A 20069-nucleotide genomic window follows, 5' to 3' on the forward strand; every position below is an offset into this window, starting at 1 on the left:
TTTATTTCACCTTATGAAATGATATTAATCTTGATATCGTATTTTTCATATCTTTTCTTTGGACTATTAAATCAATTTGTCCTTTTTCCATTTGAAATTTCTCAGTTTGAAATCCTTGTGGAAGGTCTTGTTGAATTGTTTGTTTAATTACTCTTGCTCCTGCAAATCCAATCAATGAAGTTGTTTCTGCAATATTTATATCGCCAAGTGCCGCAAAAGATGCAGCAACTCCACCAGTTGTTGGGTTAGTCATTATACTTATATATAATCCTTTAAAGTAACTAAGTGCTGCTGATGTTTTAGCCATTTGCATTAAAGAGATAATCCCTTCTTGCATTCTTGCTCCGCCTGATGCAGAGAAAATCACTAACGGAATCTCTTCACTTCCAGCAAATTCAATAAGTCGTGTTATTTTTTCTCCAACAACACTTCCCATACTTCCCATAATGAAATTACTATCTAAAACACCAATTGCAACTCGTTCATTATTAATATTTGCTTCCCCACATAAAAAAGCTTCATTATTACCAGTTAGTTCTTTACCAGCTTTTAATTTATTATCATATCCGGGTATATTTAAAAAGTTGACGGATTCTAAATCATCAAACATTGGTTTAAATGTATTCTTATCAACTGTAACTTCTAATCTTTTTTGTGCACCAATTCTAAAGTGATGTCCACAATATGGACAAACATACATACTCTCTTCCAAATCTTTAGTATATAAAGCACTTAAACATTGCTCACATTGACTAAATATATGTTCTGGAATATTAATTGGTTTAAATTCATATTCTTTTTTTCTAACAATTTTTCTAAATTCAATTAATCGTTTTTTTCGCTCATTTAACAATTGTTTCATGATACTCCTCCAAGAATAGGGAATGGAATTTAGCAACAAATCCTGTATCGTAATTTCCTCTTATAAAATCTGGATGATGTGTAATTAAATAAACGTATTCTAGGTTTGTCTTAATTCCTTCAATAACTAGTTGTTCCAAAGCAACACGCATCTTTCTAATTGCTTCAATTCGTGTTGGAGCAACAACTATTACTTTACCAATCATTGAATCATAAAAAGGTTGAACATCATAATCCGGATATATAAAACTATCAAATCTTACACCCATACCACCTGGCACTAAAATTCTTTTAATTCTTCCTGGTGTTGGCATAAAGTTATTAACCGGATCTTCAGCTGTTATTCGACATTCAATAGCATGTCCCAATATTTTGATATCTCTTTGTTTAATTGATAATGCTTGGCCAAATGCAACCCTAATTTGCTCTTTAACAATATCAACACCTGTTATCATTTCAGTAACCGGGTGTTCAACTTGAATTCTAGCATTCATTTCAATGAAATAGTATTTTCCTTTATTATCAACCAAAAACTCAATTGTTCCAGCACTCGTATAACCAACAGCTTTAGCTATCTTAATAGCCGCCATTCCTAACTTTCTTCTTAATAATTCATTAACAGCATTTGATGGTGCTTCTTCAATCATCTTTTGATTTCTTCTTTGTAACGAACAATCTCTTTCAAACAAATGAACTACATTACCATAATCATCTGCTAATATTTGCACTTCAACATGTCTTGGATTATCGATATATTTTTCAATGTATAAAGCTTTATCCCCAAAACTTGTTTCTGCTTCTAATGATGTTTTTTCAAAAACTTTTAAAAAATCTTGATCAGAATAAACAACATTTATTCCTCTTCCACCACCACCAGATGTAGCTTTGAACATAACCGGATATCCAATTCTTTTAGCAACTGCCATACCTTCTTGAACATCTTTAATAATATCATTACTACCTTCAATTATTGGCACTAAGTTCTTTTTAGCAATTTTTCTTGCCTCTGCTTTTTTTCCCATTTTTTCCATTACTTCTGATTTAGGTCCAATAAACTTTATATTACATTCCTCAACTAATTTCACAAACTTTGGATTTTCTGATAAAAAACCATATCCAGGATGAATTGCCGTACACCCAGTTGATATGGCAGCACTTAATATTCTATTCATATTCAAGTAACTATCTTTTGATCTTTCACTACCAATACAAACTGCTTCATCTGCTAAATCAACATGTAAACTATCTTTGTCAGCGGTTGAATAAACTGCAACAGTAGCAATTCCCATTTCTTTTGCAGCTCTAATAATTCTTACAGCAATTTCTCCTCGATTGGCAACTAATATTTTATTTTGTATTTGCATCGCTAACTACCTTAAACAAAACATCATTATATCCAACAACATCACCATTTTTAAAGAAAACTTCTTCAACAGTTCCTGTTATATCAGATTTAATCTCGTTCATAATTTTCATTGCTTCAATTATACAAACTGTATCACCTTTATTAACTCTACTTCCAACTTCTAAATAAGGTTTAGATTCTGGAGTTGCAGATTCATAAAACGTTCCAACTAATGGAGATTTTATTACTAATTCAGGTAAATTAATTTGTGGTTCAATTTCATTTTTAACTTCTTTAATAGTCTGAAATATACTTTCATCAATCTTATTTTTTGAAAGTTTTATTTTAAACTCGCCCATCTCAAGCTCTAAAGTCATTAAGTTTGATTCTTCAAATTCCTTCATAATGGTTTGGATTTCTTTTAACTTAACTTCTTTCACTTTTGTCAATCCTTTCACTATTGTAAGAACATTCTTCATTTTTGCTCTTCATCAATTACACATATTATACCATTTTTTTCCATTTTTTAGAAAAATCACTATCTAATAATAAAAAAAGATGTTCAATTTTAGTTTGAACATCAAAATAATATTTATTTTTCAATTATTCTTAATCTTTCTTTTTTAAAATAAAAATATTTCACTTATTTAAAGTTTTTTTTATTTTAGTCTAATTGAAATTGACTATTATATAATTCAGCATAGAATCCATTTTCACTTAGAAGTTTATCGTGATTTCCAGATTCAATAATATCGCCATTTTTCATAACAAGAATTAAATCAGCATTTTTAATTGTTGATAATCTATGTGCAATTACAAAACTTGTTCTACCTTTCATCAATTCATCCATTGCTTTTTGAATTAATGCTTCAGTTCTAGTATCAACACTTGATGTTGCTTCATCAAGAATTAATAATGGCGAGTTTTTAATCATTGCACGTGCGATTGTTATTAATTGTTTTTGTCCTTCAGATAAACTTGATTTATCAGTTAAAATAGTTTCATATCCATCTGATAAAGTTCTAATAAAATGATCAAGTCCTAAAGTTTTACAAGCTTTAACAACATCTTCTTTAGTCACATTTTCTTGACTATAAATTATATTATCATAAACTGTTCCTTCAAAAATCCAAGTATCTTGTAAAACCATACAAAATTGGTCATGAACATTTTCTCTAGTAACATCATTTGTATTAATGCCATCTATTTTGATACTTCCTTCATTTATTTCATAGAATCTCATTAATAGATTAACAATAGTTGTTTTTCCTGCTCCTGTAGGTCCAACAATAGCAACTTTTTCACCAGCATTAATTTTCGCACTGAAATCATTAATAATTACTTTTTCAGGATTATATCCGAATTTAACATTTTTAAATTCGACTATTCCTTTTGTATCACTAATTTTTTCTTGTTTATAATCTTCATTTTCAAGTTCTTCTTGTTCTAGAAATTGGAATACTCTCTCACTTGCAGCAGCGGTTAGTTGGAAACTATTAATACCTTGTGCCATTGATCCTAATGAGTTAGTAAAGAATCCAACATATGACATAAATGCAATAATAACTGAAAATTCAATAATTGTATTAGCTACAAGTACAGCACCAATAATTGAAACTGCAACATAACCTAAATTACCAATAAATGAGAATAAAGGCATCATTAATCCAGAAAAGAATTGTGACTTCCATGCACTATTATAAAGTTTGTCATTAATCACTCTAAAGTCCTTTATTGATTTTTTACTTGCATTATATGATTTTACTACACTGTGATTAGTGTATATTTCTTCAACAAAACCATTTAATTCCCCAATTTGCATTTGTTGTGCAATAAAATGTTTTTGTGACTTTGACATAATAAATCCTACTAATAAGAATCCTATTATACTAGAACCAATTGCAGCAAAAGCTAAAATCCAATTAGTAATAAACATCATTAATATTGATCCTAAGAATAATATAATTGCCGAAATAGTACTTGAAATACTTTGATTCATTGTTTGACCAATTGTATCAACGTCATTAATAACTCTACTTATTGTATCACCGCTATTTGTTGAGTCAAAATATTTCAATGGAATCTTATTAATCTTTTCAGCTAATTTTTTTCTCATATCATTTTCAACTCTTCTAGTGACAGTTGACATAATAAAACTTTGTGTAGCATTTAATAACATAGCGATTACAAATAAAGTAACCAAAGTGATTGTTATCTGCTTAACTCGGTCCATATCTATTCTTGTAAATAATGGTAGACCCGTTGTAGTATCAAGTTTCGCTATAACAGCTATCTCGGTAACAAGTTGTTGTAATATTTTTGGACTAGCAACTTGAATAACTGTTGCACCAATAACAGCTAAAATTGCTATTATTATAAACAGATTATATTTTCTAGAAAACTTTAATAATTTTACCCATGAATCTTTAAGATTAGTTGGCTTTTCTTTTTTCATCTTTTGATTTCTTTTCATGCCAATTCCTCCTCACTTAATTGCGATAAGGCAATTTCTTTATATACAGAACTTGTTTTTAAAAGTTCATGATGCGTTCCAATGCCAGCAACCTTACCTTCATTTAAAACAACAATTTTATTTGCATCCATAATTGTTCCTATTCTTTGAGCAACAATCATACTTGTAACACCTTTTGTTTCTTTTCTCAAAGTTGTACGTAATTTTCTATCTGTTTTATAGTCAAGTGCGCTAAATGAATCATCGAAAATTAAGATTTCCGGCTCTCTTGCGATTGCTCTTGCGATTGCAAGTCTTTGTTTTTGACCACCAGATAAATTTGTTCCTCCTTGTGCAACAGGAGCATCTAGTTTTTCAGGTAATTCTTCAACAAAATCTTTTCCTTGAGCAATCTCTAATGCTTTCCAAACATCATCATCTGTTATATCTTTATATGAACTTTCTCCATATGCAACATTAAATTTAATTGTTCCTTTAAATAAAACAGCTTTTTGAGGTACATATCCGATTTTATCGTGTAATTCACCTAAACGGTATTTTTTGATATCTACATCATCAATTAAAATTTCACCTTCAGTTGCATCATAAAATCTTGGTATAAGATTAATTAATGTTGATTTTCCACTACCAGTTGATCCGATAAAAGCAATCGTTTCTCCTTGATTAACTTTAAAACTAACATCTTTAATAACATATTCTTCAGCACCAGGATATTTAAAACTTACATTTTTAAACTCTACAGTTCCTTTAACACCATTATCATCTGAAACTCCCGCTCCATCTTTAATTGATGGTTTAGTAAGTAATACTTCATTGATTCTTTTTCCTGAAACAAGTGTTCTTGGTAAAATAATAAATATCATTACTAACATCATAAATGCCATAACAACTTGCATTGCATATTGAATGAATACAATCATAGATCCAAATAATTCTGTTTGTAGTAATAAATTACCATGATTTTTATCAATTAAATAAGCTCCTATAACATAGATTGATAATGATAAGAAACTCATTAACATATTGATAAGCGGATTTAACATAGACATACTTCTACTTGTAAATAGATTGATGTTAGTTAATTCATCATTTGCCTTTCTAAACTTTTCTTCTTGATATTCCTCAGCATTATATGCTCTAATCACACGTACACCTTGTAGGTTTTCTCTTGTAACTACAGTTAATTGATCCACCATTTTTTGAACTTTTTTAAATTTAGGTACCACAAAGAACATAACAACTAAGACTAATATTAGTAGCAATCCAATAACTGTTCCTGTAGCAATCGACCATTCAGTTCCTTTAACAGTGATTTTTGTTATAGCCCATATCGCTAAAATTGGTGCCTTAATTAGTAACTGCATTCCCATAGTAATAAACATTTGAACTTGACTAACATCATTTGTCGTTCTAGTTATTAAACTAGCAGTAGAAAAATTGTTAATATCATTTTTAGTAAATGAGTCAATTTTTTTAAACATTGATATTCTTAATGTTTGTGAGAAAGTTGCTGCAATTCTTGCCATCATAAAACCTACAATAAATGCGGCTAATAGGCTTCCAAGTGCACATAATAACATATACCCACCATTAATCCATATCTCTTTTAAGACTGGGTTTGGAGTTTGTAACTGTTTAGTAACTTGCTCCATATATTCAGGTAATTTTAAATCAAGCCAAACTTGTAATACAATTAAACCGACACTTGCAAGTATCATTATCCATTGTTCAATTTTTAAATACTTTAATAATCTAAGCATTTATTTTCACCTCTTTTTCTTCCATAATTGAAGAAATCTTTCTTGTAAGTCTAATAAGTTCTGTTGCATCTTCTTGCCCTAATTTTGATAACAATCCTGCAACATCACTAACGATTGTATTAATAATTTTTTTAGCGTATTTTTCACCTTTATCTGTTAATTTAACAATTATTTTCCGTCTATCAACCTGATTAACTTCTCTTCTAATATATCCTTTTGATTCTAGTGAATTAAGTATTGCAGCAACTCTTGCTGTAGAAATATTCATCTCATTACTAATATCTCCAGGAGTAATATCTTCTTTTTTCATAGTCAATAATTGCATAATAAATCTTTCACCAGCAAATGTGGAGTTAATCTTACGATTAGCTTTCATTTGTCCTAGGTTATGCATTTCATCTATAAAATCTTTTGCTAAATCATCATATTTCATAATTACACCTCAAATTATCTAACAATGTTAGTATTATAATATCGTTAGTTATTATTTGCAAGAATAAAACTTCTTTTTTTATTATAATACGTTAAATTATACACTACTATTGTGCATTACACAATACATAAATAAAAAAAAAGAACATCATACATAATGTTCTTCAGCTCCATATATTTTTTTTTGATTATAGCTATTGTATAAAAATTTATTAACTCTATAAAAGAAAATAATTGCAAGATTATAAATGATTAAAACAAACGGATAATATATGATCATTAATACTATGCTACTTTGAAAAAATGGTATTGCATCGGCACTTAGTAATAAATATATAAATCTATAAGTTCCTTCATAATCAATAAAATTAGCCATAAAAAGTGCATGGATTGCAATAATAAAAGTTATAATATTTATCTTTAAAACTTCGTCCCTATAATTAAACTTATACTTTGTCATATAAAGCACAGATAAAAAATATAAAATACTATGGCTTAACATTCCTAAGATAAAGCCAGGCATTATATTTAATGCTTTGTGAGTATTCACCATATTATTAATATTAAAAACAAGTGTTACCAAATACCCTAAACCAGATATAAATGCTCCTGTTGTTGCAGCGCCTAATAACTCTTTTTTATTTGTTAAAATTACTATTGGGAAAAAGAAATAAAATACTGCTGAAAATTCAACAGGATACTTAGTATATTTACCGACAACCATTCCACTTAATACATCAATTGATTTATAAATTAATAAAAACAAGGCAATTCCTTTTAAAATTTTCTCATTGCTAAGATAATCTTTTTTTATCATATAAAACGAAATTATTGTAAGTAGAATAAGTAATGTAAGTGCTAAAACATTTAAAATCATATAGATACTCCCCGTATGTTTGAATTTCAAATCAAAAATATTATACTATATTTCTATATTTTTTTATATCTTTTTAATCATTGTGACATATTTACTTTCTTTGTAGCCAAGTTTTTGATATAAAGTTTTTGCACGATAATTTGATCTTCCTACTTCTAATTTAATTGCATACACTTCATCTCGATATTTTTCTTCAACAAATTTAAAGATTTTTCTTCCAATTCCATTTCCTTGATATTTATCTCTAATATATAAATCCTCAAAAAAAAGAATTGTTCCACCATATTCTGTTGCAAATCCAAAAGCAATAATAAAAAAACCAATCACATCTTTTTTATTAAAAATTAAATATCCATCAATATATGGACTATCCTCAATAATATGCTTAAAAGTGCTTTCTATTTCTTCATCATTAATCGGATTCTCAACTACTGGAAAAATATAAAATTCTTTTGTCAATTCCAAAAATATTTCATAGTCATTTTCAGTCATTTTTCTAATCATTCTATCATTCCTCTCATGATTATCAAATTTAGTACAAAACTACCTATATCATTTTTGAACTACTATATCTAGTATACCATATTAACTATTGAAAAAGAAAAAGGTAGCAATACTGCCACCTTAAAATAATTATAATTTCCCTACTAAATCAATTCCAGGTTTTAATGTTTCTTCTCCTGGATTCCAATTTGCTGGACAAACTTCATCACCATGTTTCGCAACGAATTGTGCAGCTTGTAGTTTTCTAACTAAATCACTTGCACTTCTACCAATCCCCATATCATTTACTTCATAAGCAACAATTACACCTTCAGGGTTTACAATAAAACTTCCTCTTAATGCTTGCCAGTTTTCTTCAACTAGTACTTCAAAATCTTTTGCTAGTTTTCCTGCTGGATCTGCAAGCATTGGAAACTTGATTTTTTTGATTTTACTTGATGCATCATGCCATGCTTTATGTACAAAGTGTGTATCAGTTGAAACTGAATATACTTCACATCCTAATTTTTTAAATTCATCATAATGATTTGCAAGATCTTCTAATTCTGTAGGACATACAAAACTAAAATCAGCTGGATAGAAGACAATTGCATTCCATTTCCCTTCTAAGTCTTTATTAGCAATCTCAATAAACGCATTATCATGATATGCTTGCACACTAAATGGACTAACTTTTTTCCCAATTAATGACACTATAAATCACCTTCCTGTTTCTTATTTATACTGCTAATTATACATAGGATAATCTAATATTTCAAACTTAATGCATATTTATTTTTGATATAAACTTTCCATTACATTTTTAGTTTGTTCTTGTAGTTCTTTAATAGCATCATTGCTACTAATTGTTAAATCAGGATAAATTGGTTTTCCAATTCTTAAATATATTTTTCGCTTCTTTTTCTTTCCAACATATTGAAAGTCAATTAAGATTGGAAGAATTGGTGATGAAGCATTTACTGCTAATTTAAAAGCTCCTTTTTTAAATTCTCTTAGTTCGTTATCATAAGGAACTAATTCACCTTCCGGATAAAAATGAATCCATTTTCCTTTATTAACAAGTTTAGTCATTTCAATAAAAAAAACCTTATTTTCAAATGATGAATCTGGTATCGGAATTGTACCAAACATACTAACTAGACTTCCAATAATAAACCTTTTAAAATTGGCCTTCATTCCTGTATATGCTACTCTCCGTGGAAAAGCTGCTAATCCAACCATTACAGAATCAAGCATATGAACATGATTTGAAACTAAAATAGCACCATTGTTTAAATCTTCTAAATTTCTTCTTCCTTCAATTTTGACTTTTAAAAAGAATAGATTATATAACGATAATATTGGTACAGCAAATGCGTAGAAGAATATATTCGAAATAATTCTAGTTAGTCGAGATTTTTTTACTTTTTTAATTATTTTTCTTCCTCTTTTAGTATTTACTAACCTCTCATTTTTATTCTCAAAAATCGCTAGTTTTAGCATACTTTCAAAAGATCGAATAACATTATCCATTTTAAATCTCTTACTTGAATTACGATAAACTCTTTTCATTCTAATTCGTTCTGTTTTATTAGTAAACCAATAATCAATCTTTTTAATTAATTCTTTTTTAGTTTTAATTGACAAATTACTTCTTTCATCTAGTGAAAACTCTTTAGTTAAACTTTTTTTATTACTTATAACTAAAGGAATATTACCTGATGCAAGTATATCAATCCCTTTAACTTCTTCAAGTTCAATTTTTGAAGAGTAAATAAACAAATCTGTATTATTAATTGCAATCTTAAGTTCATCTAAATCATCTAAGAGATTGATTCTTACATTATACTTATTTGCTAATTCAATAACTTTATCTAAGTACTTACCGATTCCATAAAAATTAACTACAACAGAATTTTTATTTTCATATTTCTTTAATGCTTTAATAATAAATTCTTGTTCATTTCGATGATTAAAATTACCCACCATCAAAATTCTAAAATCATTTGATTTAACGCTTAGTTTTTCGTTATAAAATGTTTTATTTACTTTTGCATATAAAACATGCAGTTGATTTGGATAATTATATTTTTTTAATTCCTTTGCTACATGAAATGTAGGGCAATGAACATGCTTAGTTTTTTTGAAAATATTCTTTAAATATCTCATATAAACATATCTTCTTGAAACTGACATCTCATCATCATTTTCTAGTAACAATGTCGTAGTTATTGGTTTATTATTATCCTTCGCAAGTTTAAAAAAGTGTTCACTATCCTTTAACGGCATAAACACATGCATAATATCAATATCTTTAATAAAATTTCGATAGTCATCTTTTATTTTATCATTGAGTATTAATTTTTCTTTTTTATTATATTCAATTTTATAGTATAACTCGCTATGATTGATCAAGGGGATAATCATTTTTACTTCATGTCCCTTTTTTTCAAGTTCTTTTTTAAACTTTTCAGCTTGAGCAATACTTTTACTATTATCTGCTACAAAAACAATTTTCATTTTCAGTCCCCCAACACTATCTATTATATCAAAAAAAGAGGCTCTTATGTCTTTTTAAGAAAAAAACGAACCTTATTTTGGCTCGTTTTCATCTCTGTATACAACAAACTTTGTATATAAAAATTCTAAAACAAAATTTGTTATCATTGCAAGTGCTAAAACAATATACTCGTTAGCACCATTTTTCTCAAAATAATTACCCATAATAGCAGATATTGGTGTAAAAACTATATAGAATAATAAAACCAAAAGCATTGCTTTTTTCACGTCATTAGTTGCTTTAAAAGTAAACTTTCGATTAAATGTGAAATTCCATATTATTGATAATAATAATGAAATAATATAGTTAATCCCATAATCACCATTAAATATTGGTATCAATTCATTCAGAATTGCAAAACTTGCAATTTGAATAATACCTGCTGATATCGAAAATAAGGTAAATTTCAATACCTGCTTAAAACTACTATTTTGCTCCATTTTTTTCTCTCTCTTCATTACTTGCTGTTTAGTTTCTCCATGTCTAACTCATTTTCTGATTTTGCAACTAAAACTGCTGTAACCCCAGCACCAGTTACATTAATCATTGTTCTTCCCATGTCAACTAACGCATCAACTGCAAAAACAATAGCAATACCTTCTATTGGTAATCCAAGTGCTGAAAGTGTTACTGTTGCTGCAATAGTTGCAATTCCTGGAACACCTGCAATACCAATTGATGATATCGTTGTTATTAATACTAATAATAACACTTTTACTATATCAAAATCAATACCAAAAACATTTGCTGTAATTACTGCTACCATTGCTGGGAAGATTCCCCCACAAGCATTCATACCGACATTAGCTCCAATTGGGGCAACAAAGTTTGCAACACGATCTGATACACCAACATCTTCAGTCAATGCTTTAATTGATACTGGCATTGTCCCATAACTACTTTGTGTTAAGAATGCAACAGTCATTGCACTCCAATATTTTCTTATGAACTTAAATGGAGAAATGCCATGTGCAGCTAATAAGCCCATTTGAACAATAACAAAATGAACAAACATTGCTAAATAAATTATTAGTATATATTTTCCAAGCATCTTTAATGTTTCAAAATTATTTCTACCAACTGCATATGCCATAAAAGTAAAGACAGCATATGGTGTCATTTTTAAAACAATCTTTGTGACTCTAACCATTATTGCATTTAATGAATTGTTAAATTCTACAAAAGGCTTTACACGTTCTGGATGTCTCTTCTTTTCAATTATAATTGCTATTGAAACAAATAAAGCGAAAATAACCACAGGAATTGCTACATTACCACTAAGTGCTGTAAAAATATTATTTGGGAAGAAATTTAAAATAACATTTTCAATTGGGACTATTGTTGGAGGAGTTCTTGTTCCTACTTCATATCCTTTTCCAAGACTAAATATACTAGCAAATGCAAATCCTATTATAGTTGCTATCGCTGTTGTTAGCAATAACCAAAACAATGTTTTTACACCGATTTTTTTTAGTTTATCAGTACTTTCAAGTGTTGTAAAACTCTTAATAATCGCTGTTAGAACAAGTGGCATAATAACCATTTGAATTAACTTAAGATATAAGTCTCCTATTGGTTTTATAACCCTAATTATTGTTAGGTCACTTGTTGATCCATTTGATGTATATGGGCTTGTTGTTTGTCCCAAGGTTAAACCAACTAGAATACCTAACCCCATACCAATTAAGACTCTAATACTAAATTTCCATTTTTTACTACCTGTATAGAATAAAAATCCTATAACTAATATTGTAACTATATACAATACTAACTTTTGCCAACTATCTATTTTATAGTTATTAAACATTTATATCATCCTTTCATGAGTATTAAAATTATACTTAATTTATTGTTTTTTTGCACAAAAAAAGCACTTTAAAAGTACTTTTTAAATCAAATTATTAATAATGTCCTAAATCCTCTTGCACCATAGTAACTTTCTGCTCCATTATGATACAGAAAAACAGTATCATAACGCTTATCACAAAATAGTGCTCCACCTAATTTTCTGATATTTTCAGGAGTTTTAATCCAGCTAGATGTTTTCAAATCAAAATCACCTAATGTTTGTAAATAACGATACTCTTTTTCATTTAATAATGATACACCCATTTTTTTAGCCATTTCAACAGCACTATTTACTGGTTTATTTACTTTCCTTGATTCAAGAGCTTCATTGTCGTAACAAAAGCTTCTTCGACCAATTGGTGATTCACTAGAACAGTCCATAAAATGATACTCATTTTTATCTTTATCATAAAAAACAACATCTGGCATACCACCAGTTTCTTCCATCATTATAAGTGAATTTATTATGCTTTCTGAGGCACTTTCTAATTTTTTTAAGACATCATTAAATTCAATGTTTGAATGTCTATTCTTATTTTCTGAAAATCTCTTTTTTAATACTTCTAAAAGTTCCTTTTTACTCATACAATCACCAACTTTCATAGTTTAAAATTACCATTTTTTAAACAACATGTCAATTAAAGTGATATTTAAATTTATTTATACTCTATCATTCTAGAATCCTTTACTAATTCACCTGAATAGGTAGTTAATTCTTGAAAACCAATTAAGATCTTTCATATAAAAATAAAAGGTGTGCTAATTAGTAATAAATTAACACACCTTTTAATTAAATATTTTATTTGCTTTATTATATTCGTATTCTAATACTTCACTACCATACTCACTTATTTGTTTGTATAATCTCTTAACTTCAAGATTTAACTTAAATCTATTTATAAACCCTTGAGTATTCTTTAATTCTCTTTCTTTTTCTAAAAGAACTTCATTTAATTCATCTACTCTTCTTAAACTGTATTCATATTTATTAATTGATATATTTTTATGCATAACTAATTACCTCTCTTTCTTTTACAACTAAATTATATCAAAAATATTTGTAAAAAAAAGTGATCTAACTTATAATAACGCTTACTATTTTATGAAAATGTTTTCTTAAAAAAATGATAGCGTTTAACTATTTTTACAGACATTATTTTTTGTTTTTTTCTGGTTTTAAGTAAATTAAAAGGTGTGCTAATTAAAACTATTAACACACCTTTTAGTTAAAGCTTTTATTAAATTTGTTGTTTTCGTATTCCATTACTTCACTACCATACTTGCTGATTTCTTTGTAAATCTTTTTGATTTCAAGTTTCAACTTAAGTACATTAAAGAAACCTTTAGTATCATTTAATTCTCTTTCTTTTTCTAAAAGAACTTCATTCAACTCATCTACTCTTCTTACATTGTATTCATTTTTGTTATCTGATATATGTCTGTACATTTTTTATTCCTCCTCTTTCTTTTTACACTTAAATTATATCATTATAAAAACTAAAATAAAGTCTTATACTCAATAATAACGCTTACTATTTTATGAAAATGTTTTCTAAAAAAATGATAGCGTTTAACTAATTTAATTATAAAAAAAGACTACAAATTTGTAGTCGATTATCTATAAAAGAAAATGCCACCTATTATAGGTAGCATTATTTAATTTCAAGATGGCGTTCGCCAAGGGATTCGAACCCCTGACCGACGGCTTAGAAGGCCGTTGCTCTATCCAGCTGAGCTAGGCGAACATATTTATTTTTCGGACGTATATAATTATAGCGTATTATTAATGAAAAGTAAAGGGTAAAATGCGTTATTTTAAATATTTTCGCCTATTTTATCATTCATTAATTTAACAGAAATAAATCTATCAAAAATAACTTAAACTTATAGTTATATTAAACAATAAAATCAGATAGATAGAATCATTTATTCTATCTATCATGACTTTAAACAGTGTTTTATTTTAATTTACCTAATGAATTAATTTTTCTAATAATTCTATTTAATGCTTTTGTATCTTCTTCACCTAAATAATTACTAATTTTGATTAGTGGTGAATAGTATTTATCAATTACTTGATCAACATATTTATGTGCTTCAGTTGTCATTTCTAAGTTAATAATTCTCTTATCAACATTTGAGGCAATCTTTATTATTAAACCACGTTCTTCTAAATCATTTACTTTATGAGTTACTGCAGGTAATGTTAAACCTAATCTTAGAGCAATATCAGTTAATTTAATTTTTTCTCTACTATCATCATGGAATTTAATACAAAATAAGACGTTTAAATCAGCATCTGTTAACTCTTTTGAGTAACGTTTGTACGCACCATTCTTTCTGAATTTTTGTAAATTTATATCTAATGTTTGTAAGTTTTGGTATTTTTTCATTTCAATTCTCCTTTATTGTTTTTATTTATTATGCTTTCTAGCCATTTTACTCTTTGTAAAATAACATCACTATTTGTACCCTCAAGATTAATCAAACGATAATACCTATCCAATAAATTCTGATAATAGGAGATACTTGATGTTTTCTTCATCAAAATAGGTCCTAAATATAATTCTTTTTCATTCAGTTTTTCATTTCCCCTTACTGCTCTAATAATTATATAATAAAATTTCTCAAAAACAACTATTTCGTCAATTATTTTGAAATTATTATTAGATAAATACTCTCTTAAAACTTCTAACTTGCTATTTGCTTGTAAAATGTAAGTAATATCACCTTCAGGTGCTTTTTCTAATATGTTAGAAATAAGCATAGCTCCCATACCAGCAATTACTACACCATCAAACTTGTCTTTTATATTTTCAAATCCGTTTGAAACTATAAACTCAACATCGAAACCTTTCAAATTTTTTTTAGCGCTCTCAAGTGGCATTTCATTGACATCTGAGGCTATTGCTTTTTTAATATTCTTATTTTCGAATGCTTTTTTTATTACTAAACCATGATCACATCCAATATCTAATAAAGTATTAATGCCTTTTGTTTCATCAACTAAGGCATCAATCCTTTTATTTTTTATCATAGTAAAAATCTCTTAATTTTTGTTGGCGTGATGGATGTTTTAATTTTCTCATTGCTTTTGCTTCAATTTGTCTAATACGTTCTCTTGTAACACCAAATTCTCTACCAACTTCTTCTAGAGTATAAGTTTTACCATCTAGTAAACCGTATCTTAAGCGAAGCACTTTTTCTTCACGATCAGTTAATGTTGATAGTATTTCATCTAAGGCTTGAATTGTCATATCTTGAAGCATTGATTCGTGAGGGTTTAGTGTTCCTCCATCACTAATGAAATCTCCAAGTGATGAATCTTCTTCTTCACCAACGGTTGATTCTAGAGAAATTGGTTCTTTAGAAATTCTTTGAATATTTTGAACTTTTTCAGCAGACATTTCCATTTTTTCACCAATTTCTTCTGGTGAAGGTTCACGTCCTAACTCTTGAATCAACTGACGTTGAATTCTAGCCATCTTATTAATTGTTTCAACCATATGAACAGGAATTCTAATTGTTCTAGCTTGATCGGCTACTGCTCTTGTTATTGCTTGTCTAATCCACCATGTCGCATATGTAGAAAATTTAAAACCTTTTTCATAATCAAACTTATCAACAGCACGCATTAACCCCATATTACCTTCTTGAATTAAATCTAAGAACAATAATCCTCTATTAGTATATTTCTTAGCGATTGAAACAACTAATCGGTAATTAGCTTCAATAAGTGAGTTTTTTGCATCTTGTCCATCAAGAACATATTCTTGTAACTGTTTGATTTCTTCTTCAGGTATATTTAATTCACCTTCATGATATGCTTGTAATTGATCTTCAGCATATTTTCCAGTTATAACAATTTTTGCTAATCTAATTTCTTCATCTTGATCAATTAAAGGAATTTGTCCGATTTCTTTTAAATACATTCTAACCGGATCATCAGTTCTAACAGTACTTACTACTTCATCAACTTCTAATAGTTCATCTTCTTCGATTTCCAAATCAGCAAGTGATAAATCATCTGGTTCTTCATCAAGAAAATCATCATCAAGTTCAATTTCTTCTTCCTCTTCAGCCGCTTCATTAACATGCTTCACAAGTATTGTAACACCTTCTTCTTCAAGTGCTTCAACAAGATCTTCATATGATAAATCTTCGTCTGCATATTCGCGAATAGCTTCATCTTCTAGTTTTTTAGCTTTACCTGCTTTTTTAACTAGTTCTTTTATTGCTTTATCTATTTCCATTAATATCCTCCTTTAATCGTCTTAATTCCTTTTTTATCTTTATCAATTCTTCTGTTTCTCTCTTGATATCTTCAGCATTATGATTTTTTTCTAACATTCTCTCTTTTAAATATACTTGTCTTCTTAAGAGTGGGGTACTCTTTAGTAATTCTAAATAATCCTCAATCTCTTCTGATGAAAATATTACTGAGTTTATCCAAAAATCATCTTTACACATTATATTATCAAAATAATCTAATTCTTCTTCATTTAAATATTCTTTAAATTCTGAAAGACTGAAACTATCAGTAATACTATGATAACTAATTAGTTTTGTTCTAAATGTTCCAAGTAGCGGGCTTGAATATTCGTGAACTGTTAACCTATCACTAATCCTGTCATTCCATTCTTTCGATCTCATCATTAAGAATAAAAGTCTTCTTTCAGCTTGTTCATATTTTGTTGGAAGTTTTATTCTTTTTTTTGCTTCTTCTGGAATATCAATTACTGGTAAATTAGGTTTTTTAACTATTTTTACATCTTTTTCATTTATTCGTAATTCATCTGCAATTCGCTTAGTATATAATGAAACAATTGCAGGGCTAGCGTTTTGAAGCATTCTTGTAACATTTGCTTGAAACGTTTTTATATCATTTGAGTTGTTTAAATCTAGATTTTCTCTATATAGTTCATATTGATACTGATATGGATCTTGAACATTATTACTAAGTAAATTTTGATATGCTTCACTACCATATTCCTTAATATAGTCATCTGGATCTTTTTTATCAGGGATCTTTAATACTTCAACTATTAAACCAGCATTTAATAGAACTGGAATAGCACTAATAATTGCTTTTTGACCTGCAGAGTCACCATCATATGCAACAATCACTTTATCAACAGTCTTTTTAATTAATCGTGCTTGATTAATCGTAAGAGCAGTTCCCATAGTTGCTACACCATTAGTAAATCCTGCTTGATAAGGGCTAATTACATCAAAGAAACCTTCATATAACATTACAAACTTTTTTTTACGGATATCTAATCCAGCTTCTGCTAGATGATAGACTGTTTCACCTTTTTTAAAAATAACCGTTTCAGGACTATTAACGTATTTAACTTTATCATTTTTATCTAATGTTCGTCCACTAAATGCAATCGTCTTTCCAAAACTATTAGTAATTGGAAACATCAATCTATTTGTAAATAAATCATAATAAGTTCCATCATTCGATTGTTTAACTAAACCTAGATTTATCATATCACTAACACTATACCCTTTTGATTTTAGGAATTGATATAATAAATCTTTTTCTTTTGGTGAAAATCCTAATTCAAAATGCTTAATCGTTTCATTACTTAATTTACGATTAGAAAGATATTCTAAAACTCTTTCTCCTGAAACACTATTGAATAAATTATATTGATAAAAATTACTAGCTTCATTCATAATTTCATATAAATGTTGATTTGTATTTACCGATTCATTGGTATCAATCTTTACGTCGATACCTAATCTTTCACCTAACTCTTTTACTGCTTGACCAAAATCAATGTTTTTAATTTTTCGATAAAAATTGATTGGTCTTCCACCTTCACCACATCCCATACACATAGCAATGTTTTTTTCAGGTGTTACAGAAAAACTTGGAGTATTTTCATCATGAAAGGGACATAGTCCCATATAATTCTTACCTCTTTTTTCTAATGAGATAAATTCACTTGCAAGAGCAACTATATCAGTCTCATCGTCAATTCTTTGCAAGATTTCATCAGGTATCATTATACTCCTCCTTTTCTAAAAAAGTTAAAATGCAGTTTGTTCTTCAATATAGTTTTTTAGTTCACTAACATGTAATCTTATTTGTTCCATCGTATCACGATTTCTAACTGTAACTGTATCATCGTCCATTGTTTGGTGATCAATTGTTATTGCTAGTAATGTACCAATTTGGTCCTGTCTACGATATCTTTTACCAATATTTTGAGTATCATCATATACTACATCAAAGTATTTTGAAAGTAAATTATAAACTTCCCACGCTTTGTCACCTTGGAGTTTTTTATTAAGTGGTAGAATTGCCGCTTTGTAAGGTGCAAGAGCAGGATGAATCTTTAATAATTCACGTGTTGTTCCATCAGGTAATTCTTCAATTTGATAACCGTTAGCAAGAAATGCTAAGAATAAACGTTCAACACCAACTGATGGCTCTATTACATAAGGAATATAGCGTTCATTAGTTTCAGGATCTAAGTATGTTAAATCTTCTCCTGAATGCTTTTGATGCGCATTTAAATCAAAATTTGTTCTTGAGGCAATTCCCCATAGTTCATCAAATCCCCAAGGGAATTTAAACTGAATATCGGTTGTTGCATTTGAATAATGACTTAGTGCTTCTGGTTTATGATCATCGAACTGTAATCTTTCACCGTTTAAACCTAGATTCTTTAACCAATTCATACAATATTCTTTCCAGTATGCAAAATATTCTAACTCTGTTCCAGGTTTAACAAAAAACTCTAATTCCATTTGTTCAAACTCTCTCGTTCTAAAAATAAAGTTACCTGGAGTGATTTCATTTCTAAATGATTTACCAACTTGAGCAATACCAAATGGTAATTTTTTTCTTGCTGTTCTTTGAACATTTTTAAAATTAATAAAAATACCTTGTGCAGTTTCTGGTCTTAAATATATTTGACTTGAAGTTTCTTGAACAACACCTTGGTTAGTTTGAAACATCATATTAAATGATCTAATTGGAGCCCATTCAACTTTTCCACATGATGGACAAGGAACTTTCTTGTCAACTAAATAACTATGCATTCTTTCATGTGACCATCCATCAGCATTAGTACCATCAAATTCTTCAATAAGTTTATCTGCTCTAAAGCGATTATTACATGCTCGACATTCAGTTAAAGGATCACTAAATCCTCCTACGTGTCCACTTGCTTCCCAAACTCTTGAATTCAATAATATTGATGTATCAACTAAAACATTATTAGGTGTTTCTTTTTGAAACTTATTGATCCAAGCTTTTTTTATATTTTGTTTTAAAAGTGAACCTATTGGACCATAATCCCATGTATTAGCTAGTCCTCCATAAATTTCACTACCTTGGTAAACAAACCCAGTTACCTTTGCATATTTAACTAATTCTTCAAAAGTAATCATAACTACGTTTCCTCTTTTCT

20 protein-coding genes and 1 tRNA gene are annotated in these 20069 nt (G+C 28.4%); all 21 read right to left on the bottom strand.

Translation table 11 applies throughout. The features are described from left to right. Position 1 precedes the first annotated feature (1 nt). The 21 genes from accD to EXC62_RS06835 all read right to left on the bottom strand — a co-directional run bounded on the left by accD (position 2) and on the right by EXC62_RS06835 (position 20049). On the bottom strand, positions 2 to 862 hold the full coding sequence (gene accD, locus EXC62_RS06735) for an acetyl-CoA carboxylase, carboxyltransferase subunit beta (protein ID WP_026389906.1): 861 nt from the start codon (positions 860 to 862) through the stop codon (positions 2 to 4). After that, positions 843 to 2219: an acetyl-CoA carboxylase biotin carboxylase subunit gene (gene accC, locus EXC62_RS06740; protein WP_162140090.1), complete on the bottom strand. Its 1377-nt coding sequence runs from the start codon at positions 2217 to 2219 to the stop codon at positions 843 to 845. The genes accD and accC overlap by 20 nt, the downstream gene beginning before the upstream one ends. Then, complete coding sequence (locus tag EXC62_RS06745) at positions 2209 to 2685, bottom strand: acetyl-CoA carboxylase biotin carboxyl carrier protein (RefSeq protein ID WP_052589607.1); 477 nt, start codon at positions 2683 to 2685, stop codon at positions 2209 to 2211. Before EXC62_RS06745 ends, accC begins: the two co-directional genes overlap by 11 nt. Before the next feature lie 185 nt (positions 2686 to 2870). Further along, complete coding sequence (locus EXC62_RS06750) at positions 2871 to 4679, bottom strand: ABC transporter ATP-binding protein (protein ID WP_035375503.1); 1809 nt, start codon at positions 4677 to 4679, stop codon at positions 2871 to 2873. Continuing rightward, positions 4676 to 6439 carry an ABC transporter ATP-binding protein gene (locus EXC62_RS06755; protein ID WP_035375522.1) on the bottom strand — a complete coding sequence of 588 codons (1764 nt, stop codon included), beginning with the start codon at positions 6437 to 6439 and terminating at the stop codon, positions 4676 to 4678. The genes EXC62_RS06750 and EXC62_RS06755 overlap by 4 nt, the downstream gene beginning before the upstream one ends. After that, on the bottom strand, positions 6432 to 6872 hold the full coding sequence (locus EXC62_RS06760; RefSeq protein ID WP_052589611.1) for a MarR family winged helix-turn-helix transcriptional regulator: 441 nt from the start codon (positions 6870 to 6872) through the stop codon (positions 6432 to 6434). Before EXC62_RS06760 ends, EXC62_RS06755 begins: the two co-directional genes overlap by 8 nt. Positions 6873 to 7019: 147 nt before the next feature. Beyond that, positions 7020 to 7748: a hypothetical protein gene (locus EXC62_RS06765; RefSeq protein WP_162140075.1), complete on the bottom strand. Its 729-nt coding sequence runs from the start codon at positions 7746 to 7748 to the stop codon at positions 7020 to 7022. 63 nt (positions 7749 to 7811) lie between these two features. Then, positions 7812 to 8252 (bottom strand): GNAT family N-acetyltransferase, encoded by a 441-nt coding sequence (locus tag EXC62_RS06770; protein ID WP_026389911.1) that lies wholly within the window; start codon positions 8250 to 8252, stop codon positions 7812 to 7814. Positions 8253 to 8381: 129 nt separating this feature from the next. Next, positions 8382 to 8945: an alkyl hydroperoxide reductase subunit C gene (gene ahpC / locus EXC62_RS06775; protein ID WP_026389912.1), complete on the bottom strand. Its 564-nt coding sequence runs from the start codon at positions 8943 to 8945 to the stop codon at positions 8382 to 8384. Positions 8946 to 9023: 78 nt separating this feature from the next. Further along, positions 9024 to 10751, bottom strand: a complete 1728-nt coding sequence (locus EXC62_RS06780) for a 1-acyl-sn-glycerol-3-phosphate acyltransferase (protein WP_026389913.1) — start codon at positions 10749 to 10751, stop codon at positions 9024 to 9026. Between the two features lie 72 nt (positions 10752 to 10823). Further along, entirely contained in the window at positions 10824 to 11231 is a 408-nt protein-coding gene (locus EXC62_RS06785) for a GtrA family protein (protein ID WP_162140076.1), read from the bottom strand. Between the two features lie 17 nt (positions 11232 to 11248). After that, a complete protein-coding gene (locus EXC62_RS06790; RefSeq protein ID WP_052589613.1) occupies positions 11249 to 12598 on the bottom strand; it encodes a dicarboxylate/amino acid:cation symporter in 1350 nt (449 codons plus the stop codon). Positions 12599 to 12684: 86 nt separating this feature from the next. Further along, a complete protein-coding gene (locus EXC62_RS06795) occupies positions 12685 to 13224 on the bottom strand; it encodes a DUF4256 domain-containing protein (protein WP_162140077.1) in 540 nt (179 codons plus the stop codon). A gap of 201 nt (positions 13225 to 13425) precedes the next feature. Next, positions 13426 to 13650, bottom strand: a complete 225-nt coding sequence (locus tag EXC62_RS06800) for a hypothetical protein (RefSeq protein ID WP_026389917.1) — start codon at positions 13648 to 13650, stop codon at positions 13426 to 13428. A 211-nt stretch (positions 13651 to 13861) separates the two neighbouring features. After that, positions 13862 to 14086 carry a hypothetical protein gene (locus EXC62_RS06805; RefSeq protein ID WP_026389918.1) on the bottom strand — a complete coding sequence of 75 codons (225 nt, stop codon included), beginning with the start codon at positions 14084 to 14086 and terminating at the stop codon, positions 13862 to 13864. 221 nt (positions 14087 to 14307) lie between these two features. Beyond that, positions 14308 to 14384: transfer RNA gene (locus EXC62_RS06810), tRNA-Arg, on the bottom strand. Positions 14385 to 14597: 213 nt separating this feature from the next. Then, a complete protein-coding gene (locus EXC62_RS06815; protein WP_026389919.1) occupies positions 14598 to 15032 on the bottom strand; it encodes a MarR family winged helix-turn-helix transcriptional regulator in 435 nt (144 codons plus the stop codon). Continuing rightward, the gene (locus EXC62_RS06820) at positions 15029 to 15676 is read right to left on the bottom strand and encodes a tRNA (adenine(22)-N(1))-methyltransferase (protein WP_162140078.1); all 648 of its coding nucleotides are present in this window, start codon (positions 15674 to 15676) and stop codon (positions 15029 to 15031) included. Before EXC62_RS06820 ends, EXC62_RS06815 begins: the two co-directional genes overlap by 4 nt. Continuing rightward, complete coding sequence (rpoD, locus tag EXC62_RS06825; RefSeq protein WP_026389920.1) at positions 15663 to 16892, bottom strand: RNA polymerase sigma factor RpoD; 1230 nt, start codon at positions 16890 to 16892, stop codon at positions 15663 to 15665. Before rpoD ends, EXC62_RS06820 begins: the two co-directional genes overlap by 14 nt. Further along, positions 16879 to 18657: a DNA primase gene (gene dnaG, locus EXC62_RS06830; RefSeq protein ID WP_052589617.1), complete on the bottom strand. Its 1779-nt coding sequence runs from the start codon at positions 18655 to 18657 to the stop codon at positions 16879 to 16881. Before dnaG ends, rpoD begins: the two co-directional genes overlap by 14 nt. Positions 18658 to 18681: 24 nt before the next feature. Continuing rightward, complete coding sequence (locus EXC62_RS06835; protein ID WP_026389921.1) at positions 18682 to 20049, bottom strand: glycine--tRNA ligase; 1368 nt, start codon at positions 20047 to 20049, stop codon at positions 18682 to 18684. Positions 20050 to 20069: the final 20 nt, after the last annotated feature.

The sequence above is a fragment of the Haploplasma axanthum genome, from assembly GCF_900660745.1.
Classification (GTDB): Bacteria; Bacillota_I; Bacilli_A; order Acholeplasmatales; family Acholeplasmataceae; genus Haploplasma; species Haploplasma axanthum.